The 14476-nt window shown below is 70.9% G+C and carries 9 protein-coding genes; 1 reads left to right on the forward strand and 8 read right to left on the reverse strand.

What is annotated here, in order from left to right:
• Positions 1-15: 15 nt before the first annotated feature.
• The 3 genes from LMU33_RS37085 to LMU33_RS37095 all read right to left on the reverse strand — a co-directional run bounded on the left by LMU33_RS37085 (position 16) and on the right by LMU33_RS37095 (position 4353).
• Positions 16-1863 (reverse strand): phage tail sheath C-terminal domain-containing protein, encoded by a 1848-nt coding sequence (locus LMU33_RS37085; RefSeq protein WP_228625774.1) that lies wholly within the window; start codon positions 1861-1863, stop codon positions 16-18.
• Between the two features lie 393 nt (positions 1864-2256).
• Positions 2257-2550: a hypothetical protein gene (locus LMU33_RS37090; protein WP_228625776.1), complete on the reverse strand. Its 294-nt coding sequence runs from the start codon at positions 2548-2550 to the stop codon at positions 2257-2259.
• Positions 2551-2580: 30 nt separating this feature from the next.
• The gene (locus LMU33_RS37095) at positions 2581-4353 is read right to left on the reverse strand and encodes a peptidoglycan-binding protein (protein ID WP_228625778.1); all 1773 of its coding nucleotides are present in this window, start codon (positions 4351-4353) and stop codon (positions 2581-2583) included.
• Between the two features lie 385 nt (positions 4354-4738).
• Here LMU33_RS37095 and LMU33_RS37100 point away from each other — a divergent pair, with 385 nt between their 5' ends.
• Entirely contained in the window at positions 4739-6445 is a 1707-nt protein-coding gene (locus tag LMU33_RS37100; protein ID WP_228625780.1) for an APC family permease, read from the forward strand.
• On the opposite strand, the gene LMU33_RS37105 is transcribed toward LMU33_RS37100, so the two are convergent.
• The 5 genes from LMU33_RS37105 to LMU33_RS37125 form a co-directional block, all read right to left on the reverse strand.
• On the reverse strand, positions 6426-8147 hold the full coding sequence (locus LMU33_RS37105; protein WP_228625782.1) for a hypothetical protein: 1722 nt from the start codon (positions 8145-8147) through the stop codon (positions 6426-6428). The two genes, LMU33_RS37100 and LMU33_RS37105, sit on opposite strands and share 20 nt — an antisense overlap.
• Positions 8144-9172: a caspase family protein gene (locus LMU33_RS37110; protein ID WP_228625784.1), complete on the reverse strand. Its 1029-nt coding sequence runs from the start codon at positions 9170-9172 to the stop codon at positions 8144-8146. The genes LMU33_RS37105 and LMU33_RS37110 overlap by 4 nt, the downstream gene beginning before the upstream one ends.
• Before the next feature lies 1 nt (position 9173).
• Positions 9174-9506: a hypothetical protein gene (locus LMU33_RS37115; protein ID WP_228625786.1), complete on the reverse strand. Its 333-nt coding sequence runs from the start codon at positions 9504-9506 to the stop codon at positions 9174-9176.
• 172 nt (positions 9507-9678) lie between these two features.
• Positions 9679-12612, reverse strand: coding sequence for a hypothetical protein (locus tag LMU33_RS37120; protein ID WP_228625788.1), 2934 nt, complete (start codon positions 12610-12612; stop codon positions 9679-9681).
• A 2-nt stretch (positions 12613-12614) separates the two neighbouring features.
• Positions 12615-14462 carry an HSP90 family protein gene (locus LMU33_RS37125; RefSeq protein WP_228625790.1) on the reverse strand — a complete coding sequence of 616 codons (1848 nt, stop codon included), beginning with the start codon at positions 14460-14462 and terminating at the stop codon, positions 12615-12617.
• Positions 14463-14476: the final 14 nt, after the last annotated feature.

Here is a 14476-nt window from a genome sequence, read left to right on the forward strand (position 1 = left end):
TCCTAACCCCTGAACCTATGCCTCGAACTGCCCGGCCATCTGCTCGATCTGGACGACCACGAACTCCGCGGGCTTCACCGGCGCGAAGCCGACCAGCACATTGACCACTCCGCGGTCGATGTCCGCCTGTGTGGTGGTCGAGCTGTCGCACCTGACGAAGTACGACGTGCGCGGAGTCGTCCCCTGGAACGCCCCCTGCTGGAAGAGCTTCTGCAGGAAGGCCTCGACGTTGAGCCGGATCTGCGACCACAGCCGCTCGTCGTTCGGCTCGAAGACCACCCACCGCAGCCCGCGGTAGAGGCTCTCCTCGATGAACAGCGCCAGCCGCCGCACCGGGACGTACTTCCACTCGGACTGCAGTACGTCCGAACCCGCCAGCGTCCGCGCGCCCCACACCACGGGGCCCACGACCGGGAAGCTCCGCGCGCAGTTCAGCCCCAGCGGGTTGAGCAGCCCGTTCTCCTTGTCGGTGAGCTTGACGCCCAGCGCCCGCACCCCGGAGAGCGGGGTCTCCGTCCCGGCCGGCGCCTTCCACACCCCGCGCGCGGCGTCGGTGCGGGCGTAGACCCCGGCGACGCTGCCGGACGGCGGGAAGGAGCGCAGCCGGCCGGTGAGCGGGTCGATCAGCTCCACCTGCGGGAAGTAGAGCGCCGAGTGGTCGCTGCGCACCGGGTCGAAGGCGGACAGACCGGCCCGCGCCGCGTCCACGCTCGACCAGGTCTGCGGGGCGTCGGCGATGACGAAGAGCCGTTTCTCCTCGGCCAGCGCCTGCGCCGCCGAGAGCACGGTGAGCTGATCCTCGATGTCCGGGTAGGCCGAAATCTCGGGCAGCACCAGAAGGTTGACGTCCTGGACGTCGCGCAGCGCCTGCATGCCGCTCTTCTCCGGCTCGCTGCCGATGAGGTCGGTCGGGCCGGGCGCTCCGCCGTCCTCGCCGCCGGCCAGCGCGAAGACCGGCGGGTTGACGCCGCCCTCCAGGCCGAGGTTGTTGGCGGCCTCGCCGACGAAGCGCACGGTGTCGGCGGGGTCGGTGGAACCGGCCACGATCTGCAGGCGCTTGCCGACGGCGGTGACGGTGGTCCCCGTGAAGACGCGCTTGCCGGGGGCGTCCGGCAGCGCGCGCAGCTTGCGCTCCAGGAGCAGGGCGAGGTCGGTGACGGTGACCGGGGCCTTGCCGTCCTGCTCGGCGTCGTAGATGCGGAAGGTGCGCCGGACGTCCCCGATCTTGACCTCGATCTGCTGCGTGAGGTCGGGCAGGGTGGCGGCGAAGGGCTTGGAGACGGTGCCCACCGGGTCCGGGCGCTGCTCGGCGAGCACCTTCACCCTGATGGCGTCGGAGCCGTCGTTGACCACGGTCTCGGCGAAGTTGGAGTCGCCGGCCTTGACCGACAGCCCGGGGAAGAACTCGTTGACACCGCCGGCGATGTCGAAGACCCGCAGGTTGAAGGTGCTGTCCGGAGCGGTGGTGTCGTAGTCCACGAGGAGCCTGAGGCCCGCGCCCCAGGCGCCGGGCTGCTCGGCGGTGACCTCCAGGACCGGGGTCTCGGTACTGCTCTCGGTCGAGTGCAGCGTCACGGTCGCCGACTTGCCCGTGCCGGCCGCCACCGCGCGAACGATGACGGCGACCGTGCCGCCGTTGACGAAGAACTGCTGCACGGCGTAGCTGACCGGGCTCTGCGGGTCGAGGCCGCCGAACTGCCGCTCGTAGTCGGCGAAGCTGGTGATGGTCACGGGCCTGTCCACGGGTCCCCGCCGGGTGCGGCCCACGAAGGCGGTGACCGAGGTGGTCACGGTGCCGATCGTGCGGACGCTGCTCGGCAGTTCCTCGATGTAGACGCCGGGATAGGTCGGTGTCGTCGTCAATTCCCCCTCCATTCCCTTGTCGCACCCGGGGACACGAAGAAGAAAGAAGGAGGAAGACGCGCGCGAACCGACGGTCGGTGCGCGGTGCGCTGTGGCCGCCGCCGAACGAGCGCGGAGTCACGACATGTACACGAGCACTGGAAGAGGCCCAGTGCGGCCGTTACTGATTCCCCCGTCGCAGCCTCCACGGCACCTGTACCGCAGAGGCGTTGCGCTGGTTGTGCATGAAGTCCCTGGTGCCTGAGTGCAGAACGAGTCTCACGGTCCGATTGCGCACCGGTCAAGGACTCCATCCGGCCAGTCCTGCTCATTTCCGACCGGGAACTGATATCTGCACGCCTCGACCCAACCTTCTTCACAACTATCCTTGAACCAGAGCTAGTTGATTGAACGTCAGCCCCCTTCCGGGAGCTTGGTGTAGTCGATCGCGCGGCTGCCGGAGGCGGCAGCACCCGCGGGCGCGTAGGACGGCGGCCTGGCCGCTCCGAGGAACCAGCCCCAGCGGGCGCCGTAGCGCTGCTCGAGCACGCGGAAGACCGCGTAGTAGACCGTGCCGAAGCCGGTGGTCAGCGCGGAGTTCACGGTGGCGTTGTTCAGGTGGATGCCCAGCCGGGCGGCCTGCAGCACGACGAAGGCCACCAGGTAGGGCACGAAGGTACGCCAGAGGGACAGGGCTATCTGATACATGACGGTTTCCTCAGTCTCTCGCGGCAGAAGTCACTCGACGGCGAAGCCGTGCGCGTGGCCGAGCCTGGTCAGCGAGTCCTTGCCGGGGATGCCGTCGGCCATCATCCCGGTGTAGCCGTAGCGCTTCTGGAGCTCCGAGTAGGCGGCGACGGACTTGGTTCCGAAGGAGCCGTCGACCCATCTGCGGTCGAGCAACTCCTCTTCCGCCAGGGCGAGTTCGACGGTGAGGACGTGGTCCGGATTGCTGGTCGCGCCCTGCGGGGCGCCCGGGTCGCGCCGAGCCGAGTCGACCACCTTGCCGTGCACGACCGTGGCCAGCGGGATCGCCCCGTGCAGCAGGGCACGCAGCGAACGCTCGCCGGGGACGCCGTCGGCGTCGGCGCCTGAGTAGCCCTGACTGCGCTGGTAGTCCGCGTAGTTGAGGGTGTCGGCATCCGTCCACTCGGGGCCGGGGCCCTCGTGGTAGTGCTTGCCGAACCCGGCGCCGACCAGCGCGCGGCCGACCGCTGTGACATGCATGCCCTTGGCGCCGAAGCCGTAATGCAGCCCGCCGAGGGTGACTTGACGGCGCGTCGGCTGTTCAGGCTTCGGCTGTGGCTTGGGCTGCGGTTTCGGCTCCGGTTTCGGCTCCGGCTCCGGCTTGGGGCTGGTGCCCGAGCCCGCCGGCCGCGGCGCCCCCTCGCGCACCCACGCGTAGAGCGTCGGCCCGGGGCAGGCGGTGGCATACCCGTCCCGGTGGCCCTTGATCTCCGGGCCGGCCGGGCCGTGCTTCTGACAGTACTCGATCGCGTCCCGCAGGCCGTTGAGCTGGTCCCAGGTGGGCGTGGTGGACCCGGAGGATCCGACCAGCGCGCAGACCGCGTAGTGCGCCTCGTTGAGCGGCACGTTCCCGTTGGCGCTGTTGCGTCGCTCCAGCCCCCGGCCTTCGAAGACCACGCCGTGCTCGCAGACCACGAAGCTGTAGCCGATGTCGGACCACTTGTCGAAGTCCATGTGCCCGTTCTGGATGCGTCGCACATAGGCCGCACAGGTGGAGTGCGGGCCGAAGGTGTAGGCCGTGCCCAGGTAGTGGACCTTCACGCCCTTGCGCGGCTCGTGGTACGGGATCGACCCGTTCGGCTCCCGCCACGGTCGGGCACCCCATTCGGCGCGCCGCACCAACTGCAGTCCGTGCCAGGGCTGTTGGGGTTTGGGGGGCGGTGTGGGCTTCGGCTGCGGCCGTGGCGCGGGGCCCGGCTTCGACGCCGTGGCGCCCGCCCACTCCCTCAGCTGCTGCATGGTGCCGTGGTACACATCGATGTCCATCGGCCGTTCGGTGTACTGATGGAACGTCCACGGGGCCCGGATCCTGGGTGCGCCCGGTGTGACGTAGTCCGCTATCCAGAGGAAGTCACCCGCGTTGTCATCTGTCCGGAACCAGTAGTCCCGGTTGGCGTAGAGGCCGACCCGGTTGTCCGGGTAGTGCCGCTTCACCGCTGCCAGCCACTGGTTCTTCACCTGGGTCGCGTGCGCGTCACTCACGTTCTGGCCGTACGGCTCGAAGTCCAGCACCAGCAGCTCGCCCTGCGGCACATGGCCGACCACCCGGCAGAAGTGGTCCACCTCGTCCGCCACCGCGTTCTCCGCGTGCAGGAAGTGGTAGTGCCCGACGACCAGGCCGCGGCGGCGCGCGTCCGCCAACTTCCGCTTGTAGCCGCTCTGTTCGGTATGCGCTCCCTCGGTCGCCTTGATGAAGACGAAGCCCGCGTCCCCCGGAATGCCCGACTGGAAGTCGGACACGTCATACCCCTTGGCGTAAGCCATCGACAGTCCTCCCGTTACCCGGATCCCCACCATGCCTCTGCCTGGCGATGGTCCACGGGTAACTCCCAGTAAAGCCGCACCCCGGCCCCAACGCCACGCGGCCCTCAGGACTTTCATCGGTTTCATGTGTCCTCCCGGGCGGTCTTCACATCTCTTCCACGAGGGCGAGGACACGGCCGGGTCCCGGTGGCCTCCGGCACCGACACATGGCACAACTGTGCCCTGCGGGAGGCGAGTTCGGCGCCGGAGTCCTTTCCGACGGAACAGGTGGGTGCGGGCCGGAACGCCGTGTCCCCGGCCCGCACCGACCAGTACCCTGTTCGCCACTGTGCGTGAGGATCTGCCGACGCTACGCGGGGGAACAGGACGGATGAGTGTCCGGGAAGTGAGACCTCAGGGCCGACCGCCGGTTCGCGCCGAGGACGAGGACGAGCAGCGGCGGCTGTCGGTGTTCCACCTCGTCGGGCTGGCGGCCGGGGGCATGATCGGTTCCGGCTGGCTGCTGGGCGCGGACGACGCGTTCCGCCGGGCCGGTTCGGACGCCTACCTGGCCTGGGTGTTCGGCGGCCTGCTCATGCTGCTGATCGCCGCGGTCATGGTCGAGTTGGGCACCGTCGCCCCCAAGACCGGCGGGTTGATATTCCTGCCGCTGCAGAGCAGCGGGGCGCTGGTGGCGACCGTGGTCGCGGCCGGCCTGTGGATCTTCTACGCGATCAACCTCTCCAGTGAGGCCGTCGCGATGACCAGGGGCCTGTCCTGGAAGGTCCACGGGCTCCTGGACTCTTCCCAGGCGCTCACCCTCAAGGGCTGGGGCTACGCCCTGGTGTTCATGGCGGCGATCTCCGCGGTGAATCTGGTGGCCCCGCGGATCTTCTTCAGGATCAACTCCTGGCTGACGGTGGTGAAGGTCGTCATCCCCGTCCTGACCGTCGCGCTGCTGATCGCTGCCGGCTTCGACCACCGCAGTCCCCACGCGGGTGACGGCGGCACCGGAAAGGGTGCGGGCGCCGCCTTGGCAGCGGTCGTCGGCAGCGGCGTGATCTTCGCCTACGTCGGCTTCCAGGGACCGCTGGACTTCGCCGGGAACATCAAGCGGTGGGGACGGGGAATCGGTGAGGCGGCCCGGCTCCGCAGGGCGGTCTTCGGAACGATCACCGGGGCCATGGTCCTGTACATATCGCTTCAGGTCGTCTTCACGAAGTATCAGGCGTCCTACTGGAATCCGGCCGGCACCGAGCCGTCGCCCTATGCCCAGTTCGCCTACGCCCTCTCCCTGTGGTGGCTCTGGTGGCTGCTCAGGATCGGCGCCGTGATCTCACCCATGGGCGCGGGGCTCGTCTTCGCCCATGCGCTCACCCGCGAAGTGGCAGCGCTCAGCCGGGCCCATCTCACGCACCGCGGGCTGCAGACCGCCCGCAAGGCGTCCCTGAGGCGGCGGTACGACGTGTACTGGCTGGTTCTGGTGGTCGACTTCTTCGTCGCGAGCATCGCGTTGCTGGGGGTCGGCGGCAGCTGGAGCTCCCTCGTCGCGATCACCGGAGTGCTGACACTGGTCGTCTACGCCGTCCCGGGCGTCGTCCTCGTGTCGCTCCGCGACCACCTGACCGGCTGGTCCCCCCTGCGCCGTGGCGTCCGCGAGGTCCTGGCGCGGGCCGGTTTCGCGCTGATCGCACTGATCCTCTACGGGGCGGGCTGGGCCCCCCTGTGGCGGGGCATGGCGACCCTCACGGTGGGCTGCGCCCTGCTGCTGTGCCTGCCGTTCCTCGCCCGCCGGCTGCCCGCCTTCGGCCGGATGTACGACGCGAAGGTGCACGTGACGCTGTTTCGGCACTGGCGCACCAGCCCCGCCGCCCAGGCCGCGCTCTGGCTGATCGGCCACCTCGCGGTGCTGACGCTGCTGACGCTGCTGGGCGATTCCTCGGTCGGTGTGCTCCCCAAGCTCCTCGGGGGGTTCCTGGCCGTTGCCGCTGCGCTCGCTGCCTTCGAGGGCCTGGTCGACGCGTCCAGACGCCACATGGCCGAAGTGGCGCCCATGCTGCCGACGCCGGGCACCGGCCGACCCGCCGCGGCCGCTAGCGCAGCGAACGAATGACTTCCGTGGCCTCCGCCTCGAATCCCCTGCCGCGCAGCTCCCGGACCGCCTCCTCCCGGCGGTTCGCATCGGACCAGCGGCCCACCGTGGCACGGAGCAGGAAATGCCTGTCCTCTTCCTCCATGGTGCTGGTGCGCAGCCGGTCGACGACCAGCGCCACGTCCTGAGGGGTGACACGCTGCTCGTTCTCCAGGCATCGTTCCAGCAGGTCCCAGCCGTCGCGGGGCAGCGCCGCGCCGTACAGGCAGGCGGCGATCTCGGCGATGACCGCACCCGAACCCCGGATCACGCCGACGGGGTCGGAGGGGTCCGCCAGTTCCTTGCAGGCCAGATCTACGGCCTCGGCGCGGCCGTGGCCCCGCAGCCCTGTGACGTACTCGACGAAGAGTCCGGCGTCGGCGCCCTTTTCGAGGACGCGCGCGGCAAGTCGCTGGGCGATCGTCTGGGCCGCACGGTTGCGGTCCCTCGGCCGCTCGATCCTGACCAGCAGACCGGCCAGATCGGCTCCGGAGCGGCCGTCGGTGTGCACCGCGGCGGCGATGCGAAGCAGCCTCCTGCATTCCGGCTGGGCGTTGAAGTTGCCCAGTACCGTGTCCAGGTAGTCGAGTTCCACCGGCGAGCGCGGCCCGGCCGCTCGCGCCGTCCCCCTGGCCACGATGTCGGCGAGCAGGTCCTTGGTCGTCCTGGTGAGGGCCTCTGAGCGGTGCCAGGCGATGACGATCTCCGCCAGGTGCTCCACGTTGTCGCGCGACGCGGCGTGCTCCCGGATCAGCACGCACTTCTCGGCGGACCCCTGCCTGGCCAGCTGGCCGCAGATTTCCGCGATGTCGTGCTGGGACAGCCGGGTGCCGACATGCTCCACCAGAGTGTCGGGACTGTCGGTCCGGGTGGCGACCAGATGGGCGACGATCCGTCTCGTCTCGGGTACGTGATCCGGAATCCGCAACTGTGCGTCGACCCACTCCTCCAGGATCCGCTCGGAGGGACTGAGCTGGTGCAGCGCGCCGGCGAGGTCCTGGAACTCCCTGGGAATGGTGTATGAGGCCTGCAACGGCACATGTGCGTGCTCGGTGATCGCGACGAGGGTCTGACGGAGCAGCTCGGCGGCTTCTTCCGCGCACTTCTCGTCTCGGAGCGCGATGTAGAGGAGGGCCTTGTCGAGGTTGGTCCGCCCCGAACTCGGTGTGGTGAACACGCGCAGCGTCCTGTCCACCAGCTCGCTCTTCCCGGCGCGACGGCACTCCCGGACGAAGACGGCGACGTCGAGCACCGTGCGCTGGCAGGCGATGTCGTGGATGACGCCGTCCGTCAGCCGTGGGTGCCCGCCCGCACTGGCACGCTCGGCATCCCATTGCCGGATGGCGAGTTCCGCGGCATGAATGATGTTCCGGCTCAGCGCCGCCGTGGCCACCATGTTGACGGCGTCCCGGTAGTCGAAACTCACCGCGCACTCGATGAGCCGGTCGATGGTGCTGAGCATGGCGAACGCGTGCAGGGCCCTGATCGCGTTGGCGGGCCGGGGTTTCTCGCTGCTCTCGGTGACGGGCCGCTCGCCCTCCCGCATGGCCTGCATGCGCTCCTTGAAGGCGGCGACCGAGCACTTGGTCACCCATTCGTAGCCGAAGCCCCACGGCTCCGCCGTACCGTCACCCTCGGAACTCCTGGCCACGGGAGAGCCCACGGGTGTCTGGCCCTCCGTCATACGCGCAGTGCCTTCTCCACCTGGTTCCAGTAGCGGGCAAAGGCATGGGGCGAGCTGAACGCCTGGTTTGCCCTGACGTCGATGTGCCGCGCGAGGTGCCGGCTGGCCTCGTCCGGCCTGGAGCTGAGCAGTGCCACCACGTCGCCGGTCTTCCGCTCGTCCTTCAGCAGTTCATCCAGGCGGGAGTCCCGGTCCATCATCAACGTCCTGACCCAGTCCTCGGGGTCGACCGGGAGTTGCGGGACCGGATCGCGCTTCTTGAGCTCCATCTGGTTGGTGAAGAGCGGAGTGCCGTCACGGGCGTCGTTCAGCGACATCCTCGGTACCTGGTGCTGGGCACCTGTGCAGTTCTCCATCTCCTTCTTCACCGCCTCCCGCAGGAGGCCGATGGTGAGCTGGTGATTGTGGTCCCTCGTGCCATCCTGCAGTATGTGCAGCAGATGCCCGCTGAACGGTGTGCACTTGGCGAGATTCCCCGGCAGGGCCGAGCAACCCTCAGCAGGTGCGAAACTGGCGTTCTTGACGGCCGTGAACACACAGGTGCCCTCGTCCAGCGCGCCCAGGACTCCGGGAAGAACGGCCTCCTCCCCCAGCTGGGGCAGCAGGTTCGAGTAACAGCAGTCGGCGATCAGGACCTTCAGCCTCGCCCTGGCCTTGCGCATGACGCGGTAGACATACCAACTGGAGAGCCATGTCCAGGGCTTGTCCCGGTAGGACGAGCCCAGGGAGAAATGGACCTGCGCGCCGGGAACGTCACTCCAGTACTGACCGTGGCCGACATACACCACCAGGAAGATGTCGTCGGGACCCGTCTCGTCCGCGGCCTCCTGCAACGCCCTCATCACGCCGTCAGCCGTCTGGACCTCGTCCTCGGTCAGGACCCGGCAGCAGTCGGCACCCCACATCTCGTCGCCCGCGAGAACCTCGCCGTACATGCGCGCGCTCTCGCCGATCGGCGGATGGCTGTCCAAACCCGAACCGACGGCGTACCCCGCCGGTCCTATGACCACCGCACGGGACGCCATCTCAGCCGTCCAGCCCTTCCGCCGTCGGCTGGGCAGCGGAGTCGGGCACGGACTCGGTGCCGATCGAGGTCTCGGGCGGATCCAGCCGCTCACCGCGCCATCGCTCGACAACCCGTTTCACGGCGTCCACCGCGGCCGACACGGTCATCTCGGTCGCCTTGCCGACCGCGGCCACGAGGACGATCTCGACGATGCCGCCGGTCAGCACCTTGCCCTGGTCGACGGCCGACGAGCGCCACGGCAGACCGGTCTCCGCCGCCAGCTCTTCAAGCATCCGGTCCAGATCGTCCAGACCGGTCAGCCCCTTGACGGTCACCGAGATCCTCGTAGCCATGCCAATGCCCCCGCCTCGAGCTCAGGTCCACCACCAGGACGCCGAAGCCGGTTGCGCAGTGCCCCGCGTCAACGCCCGTACCAGCGTACCCACCAGGGCAAGCCGCCCCGGCGTGATGAGCCTGCCCCGGCCCCGGCCCGGCGGCAGCGGCATCGGGAAGGCACCCGCCGCATCAGTCCTTCTCGCGCAGCCGGGCCGCCAGGGAGGTCAGCGGCTCGGTCTCCTCGGTGTGGCCCAGGGCGGTGAGGCGGGAGACCGCCGCGTCGAGGCGGCTGCGGGCGGGGGCGGGGCGTTCCAGGTAGATGCCCTCCACGGCGCCCGCGAGACGGACGCACTCGGCCCACTCGCCGGCGTGGTCCGCGTCGGGTCCCGGTTCGCCGAGCAGGGTGAGGGCCTTGTCCAGGGCGGCCAGGGCGGTCTCGTACTCACGGGCGTAGGCGTTGACCCGTCCGTGTTCGTAGGCCAGGGCAGGGTCCAGGGCGCGGCCGCGGACCTCGTACCCCGCGGCGCGGGCCTCGTCGGCGATCCTGCCCGCGTCGGCGAGGAAGGCGAGGGCGTCGGCGAGGCCGTCGGAACCCTGCTGCTGGGCCTGGAGGCGGGCGAGTTCACGCAGGCAGCTGCTGAGCTGCTCGTGGCGCGGGGCCCGGACGTGGGCGGCGAGGGCCTGGTTCGCGGCCTCGCGGGCCCGGCCGAACTGGCCGGATTCGGCGAGGAGTACGGCGGTCTCCGCGGCGATCATGGCGTGGCTCCCGGGGTCGTCGTCCCAGCCGGCCGACTCGGCCGCGAGGGCGGCGAACTCCGCCGTGGCGGCCTTGAGGTCCGCGCCCGCGTGCAGCGCGCGGGCGCGGGTCAGGCGCAGCTGGGCGACGAGCCGGTCGTCCAGCTCTCCGGCGGCGACGTCCGGTTCGGCCAGGAGGGAGTCGAGCAGAGCGATGCAGTCCTCGACGCGGCCCAGGTCGAGGCTGAGCTGGGCGGCGTTGCTGTAGGAGCAGAACGCGTCCGTCCGGCTGCCGTGGCGCAGTTCCAGCTCCGCGGAGCGCGTCAGGTGCCGCAGTGCCTCGTGGGGGCGGCCCAGGTGCATGCAGGTCTCGGCCAGATCACCGTGGAGGCGGGCGGTGTCGACCGTGGCGGTCGGCCAGTCGGCGGCCAGGCGCAGGCTCTCGGTCAGGTCCGCGTGCGCGGCCTGCGCGTCCCCGAGGCCGAGCCGGATCCGGGCGCGCAGGCCGAGCGTGCGGGGCAGGTGCCAGGCGGGGCCGTGCGCCCTCAGCCGGTCCAGGAGGGCGTCGGTCTCCGTGACCGCGGTGGGCAGATCGCCGGAAAGGGCGTACGTACTCGCCCGCAGCATCAGGGCGCCGGATACCTGTCCGGCGATGTCGTGCCGGGTGGCGAAGGCGAGCAGCAGGTCCACCTCGGCGAGGACCGGCGCGAGATGCTCCTCGTCGCCCGACGTCTGCAGACGCAGGCCGAGCGCGGTCGCCCGCAGCCGTAGCATGCGGGCCTCCTGGTACGGGGCGAGGCCGGGCGTCTCCTCGTGCAGTCGGACGAGGGCGGCGTGGGCGGCGGTCAGCGCGGCGGCCTTCGCCTCGGCTCCGTCGGCACCCTCGGCGGGGATCCCGCCCGCGGGGAGCAGGACGCAGGCGCGGGCGAGCGCCGCATGACCGGGCGCTCCGGCCTCGTCGTACAGGCTCGCGGCCTCCTCGTACAGGGCGGCGGCTTCGTCGGCCCCGTCCTTCTCCCCCGCCCGGCTCGCCTGGTCGGCCAGCAGGTCCGCGCGCAGCCGTACGAGCGGTCCCACGGCCGGGTCGTCGGGGTGGGCGTAGTCGGGGGCGGCGACGAGCGTGCGCAGCCGTGCCCAGCAGGCCGCCGCGTCCGGATGCCCCTGCTCGTCCAACGTCCGGGCGCGGGCGATGAGTTCGGGCAGCGGCTCGGGGACGGTGGCGGCCGTGCGGGCGGCGGGCGCGGCAGCCGGGGCGGCCGGGGCCACGTCGTCGAGGCCGCGGGCGCGCAGGGTCAGTTCCAGTGCGTCCAGGAGTGGGGCACGGTCCAGGCGGGTGCTGCGCCGGTCGGTGTGGGCCGTGGTTCCGTTGCGGGCGTCGAAGCGGGCGGCGAGGTCGTCGGCGCGGCCACGCACCTCGGCGCGGAGTCCGGCCACCGTCCAGGTGCGGCCCGCGTATCCGGCGGCCGGCAGCTCGCCGTGGCCGAGGAATTCGACGCGCTGGAGGAGGACCTCCACTCCGGTGAGGAAGTCGAGCAGGTCCAGCGGCGAGTCGACGTCGTCGAACAGGCTCCGGTTCTCGGCGAGCAGTTCCAGGCCGCGTGCCTCGTTGCCGGTCAGCGCGCAGAACTCCAGGTGCCGGCCGACCTCCCCGGACATCGACGGATTGCGGCGGCACCCGCGGTAACCGGCCAGGTGCAGCTCGCGGGCCCGGTCGGTGCTGCCGGTGCGCAGCAGGGGAAGCAGCGCGTACGAGACGGAGCGGGCGGGCTCCTCCTGGCAGGATTCCTTCCCGGCCAGCACGGGCTCCCAGGTGCGCAGCGCCCTCTCGTCGTCGCCGGCCGCGAGGTGGTACAGAGCGCGCTCGCAGATCTCGCAGGCCTCGCAGTCGCTGAGCCTGGTGCGGGTACGGCCCGCCCACAGCTCGTAGGCGAGAGTGGTGTCCTCGCCGACGTGGGCGGCGAGCTGGTACGCCTGTCCGTAGTAGGGCTGGAGTTCGAGGCCGGCCTTCTCGTACCGGTCGCGCATCTCCGTCAGCCATTGGCGCAGGCTGGCCAGCGGTATCTCGGGCAGCTGGCGCAGGGCGTGGGCCACCCATTTGAACCGCCAGAACAGCAGGTGGCGCAGGCGCTCGTCGAAGACGTCGGGCTGCTCGTCGAAGAGGGTGAGCAGGCGGGCGAAGACGACGGGTGACTTCCTGGGTTCGGAGCCGTAGTTGTACGCCTTCTGGAGTGCGAGGAGCGCGTCGACGAGCGGGACGGGCTCCGTGAACTGCTCGGCTGCGTCGACCAGTTCCTCGGCCGTGACGGTGCGGGTACGGCCGTAGGGGCGCCGGTCGTTCTCCTGGAGCGCCCGGTACAGCTCGTCGGTGGTCTGGGGTGCGGTCGGCATCGTCAGCTGTCCTTGCGGAGGGCGTGGGCGAGAAGGTCGAGGAAGGAGCGGTTGATGAGGCTCGATTCGGCGGGCCGGAGCGGGCGCCGGGACAGCATCGCGGCCTGCCCGTAGAGGGCTTCGGCGCTGGTGCGGGCCAGTTCGGGTTCGTCGATGGTGACGGCCGTACGGACCAGCGGATTGAGCTGGTTGAGGATCAGCTGGGCCCGCGGGGCCTCCTGACGCAGGTGGCCGAGGATGTCACCCCACAGGCCGCCCTGCTGCTCGCGGGCGAGCTGGGAACGGGTGCGCTCGTGCCGGGCCTCGCGGCTGTCGAGGAGGAGGGCCGGGGCGGAGGCGGGCTGGAAGGTGCGCAGCGCGACGTCGCAGTCGAAGACGGAGAGGGCGTCGCGGGCCAGGGCGAGGTAGGCCGCGGCGGCCAGTTCCGTCTCCCGGTCGACGGGGTCGAGGTGGGCGGTGAGCGTCGCCGGATCGAGGTCGGCGACGCTGACCTCCGGCCTGATCTCCGGCAGCCGGTGGACCAGTTCACGGTCGTAGGTGTAGCCGCCGTTGACGACGCCGAGCCCGGCGGCCGAGGCGATCGCCGCGACCTGCCGGAACTCCTCCACGCTGGACGTCACGAGCACGGTGCGGTGGGTGCGCGCGAACTCGTCCAGCGTGGCGTGTCCGTCGGTGGTCTCGAACGGCAGCCACGGCAGCAGCATCCGCAGGATCTCGTCGTCGTGCACCGCCAGCGACTTCACGGCCAGGTGGTGGGCCTGGAGGAAGCGGCCGAGGAGCTCCGGGTCGCTGGCGGCGGTCCGGGCGATCCACGCGCGCAGCCGTTCGGCGAGGGCGTCACGGACCGCGGCGAGGGTGTCGTCCTCGTACAGGGACTCGCGGGACGCCGTCGGGCGCAGGCTCTCGGCGTCGACGACGCAGCGGACGAAGAACGCCCACTCGGGCAGGATCTCCTGGGCCTGCTCGGACAGCAGCATGCCCTTGACGTGCACGCGGTGGCCGTGGCGGCGCCCGGCCGGCACCGCCTCGGGCAGCACGCACGCGATGCCCTTCAGGCCCACGGCCGGCAGGTCCAGCTCGATGGTGTCCAGCGGCGTGAACCCGAAGACGTCTTCGCCGTACGCGGCGAGCGCGCGGGAGCGGGCTCCCGGCGTGGGGTACGTGCGCGCCCAGGGGGCGGGCTCGGGATTGACGGCCGAGCCCGGGCCGCCCGTGCCGCCGTCGAAGCTCACCGGGTGGCGCAGCAGGGAGCCGAAGTGCCGGGCGAGCGCCTGCACCTGGAGCGGCCGGGTCCATTCGCCCGCGTCGGCGCGGGGCGTCAGCGTGACGGTGGTGCCGGGCTGGGGGCGGGCGGAGGCGGGCAGGGTGCGGACGGTGTAGCTGCCGTCGCCGCGGCCCCGCCACTCCACGGCGGGGGCGCCCGGGGTGCGGGCGGAACGGCTCAGGACGTGGATCTCGTCCGCGACCAGGAAGCAGGAGAGCAGGCCGATGCCGAACTGGCCGATGAAGTCGGCGCGTTGCTCGGCGATCCCGTCGGCGCGCTTGCTGCTGCGGCCGATCGTGGCGAGGAAGGTGTGCACGTCGGCCTCGGTGAGGCCGACACCGTCGTCCTCGACCCGGACCACCGAACCGTCGGCGTACAGGCGGATGCCGAACGCGTCGGCGGGGGCGGCCGGTTCGAGGCCGTGCCGTGCGGTCAGCGCGTCCACCGCGTTCTGCAGGAGTTCGCGCAGGTAGACGCGGGGGCTGGAGTAGAGGTGGTGGGAGAGGAGGTCGACGAGGCCGCGCAGATCCACCTGGAAGGTGCGGTCGGCGCCGGCCGGGCTCAACGGGGTTTCGGGCAGAGTCATCGGGCAGTCCGGGG

Source organism: Streptomyces barringtoniae, from assembly GCF_020819595.1.
Lineage (GTDB): Bacteria > Actinomycetota > Actinomycetes > Streptomycetales > Streptomycetaceae > Streptomyces > Streptomyces barringtoniae.

What these genes read in the sequence shown, in the direction of transcription:
- LMU33_RS37095 (WP_228625778.1), bottom strand. Translation starts at nt 4,353, where the DNA reads ATGGCTTACGCCAAGGGGTATGACGTGTCCGACTTCCAGTCGGGCATT.
- LMU33_RS37120 (WP_228625788.1), bottom strand. Translation starts at nt 12,612, where the DNA reads ATGCCGACCGCACCCCAGACCACCGACGAGCTGTACCGGGCGCTCCAG.
- LMU33_RS37125 (WP_228625790.1), bottom strand. Translation starts at nt 14,462, where the DNA reads ATGACTCTGCCCGAAACCCCGTTGAGCCCGGCCGGCGCCGACCGCACC.
- LMU33_RS37090 (WP_228625776.1), bottom strand. Translation starts at nt 2,550, where the DNA reads ATGTATCAGATAGCCCTGTCCCTCTGGCGTACCTTCGTGCCCTACCTG.
- LMU33_RS37110 (WP_228625784.1), bottom strand. Translation starts at nt 9,172, where the DNA reads ATGGCGTCCCGTGCGGTGGTCATAGGACCGGCGGGGTACGCCGTCGGT.
- LMU33_RS37105 (WP_228625782.1), bottom strand. Translation starts at nt 8,147, where the DNA reads ATGACGGAGGGCCAGACACCCGTGGGCTCTCCCGTGGCCAGGAGTTCC.
- LMU33_RS37115 (WP_228625786.1), bottom strand. Translation starts at nt 9,506, where the DNA reads ATGGCTACGAGGATCTCGGTGACCGTCAAGGGGCTGACCGGTCTGGAC.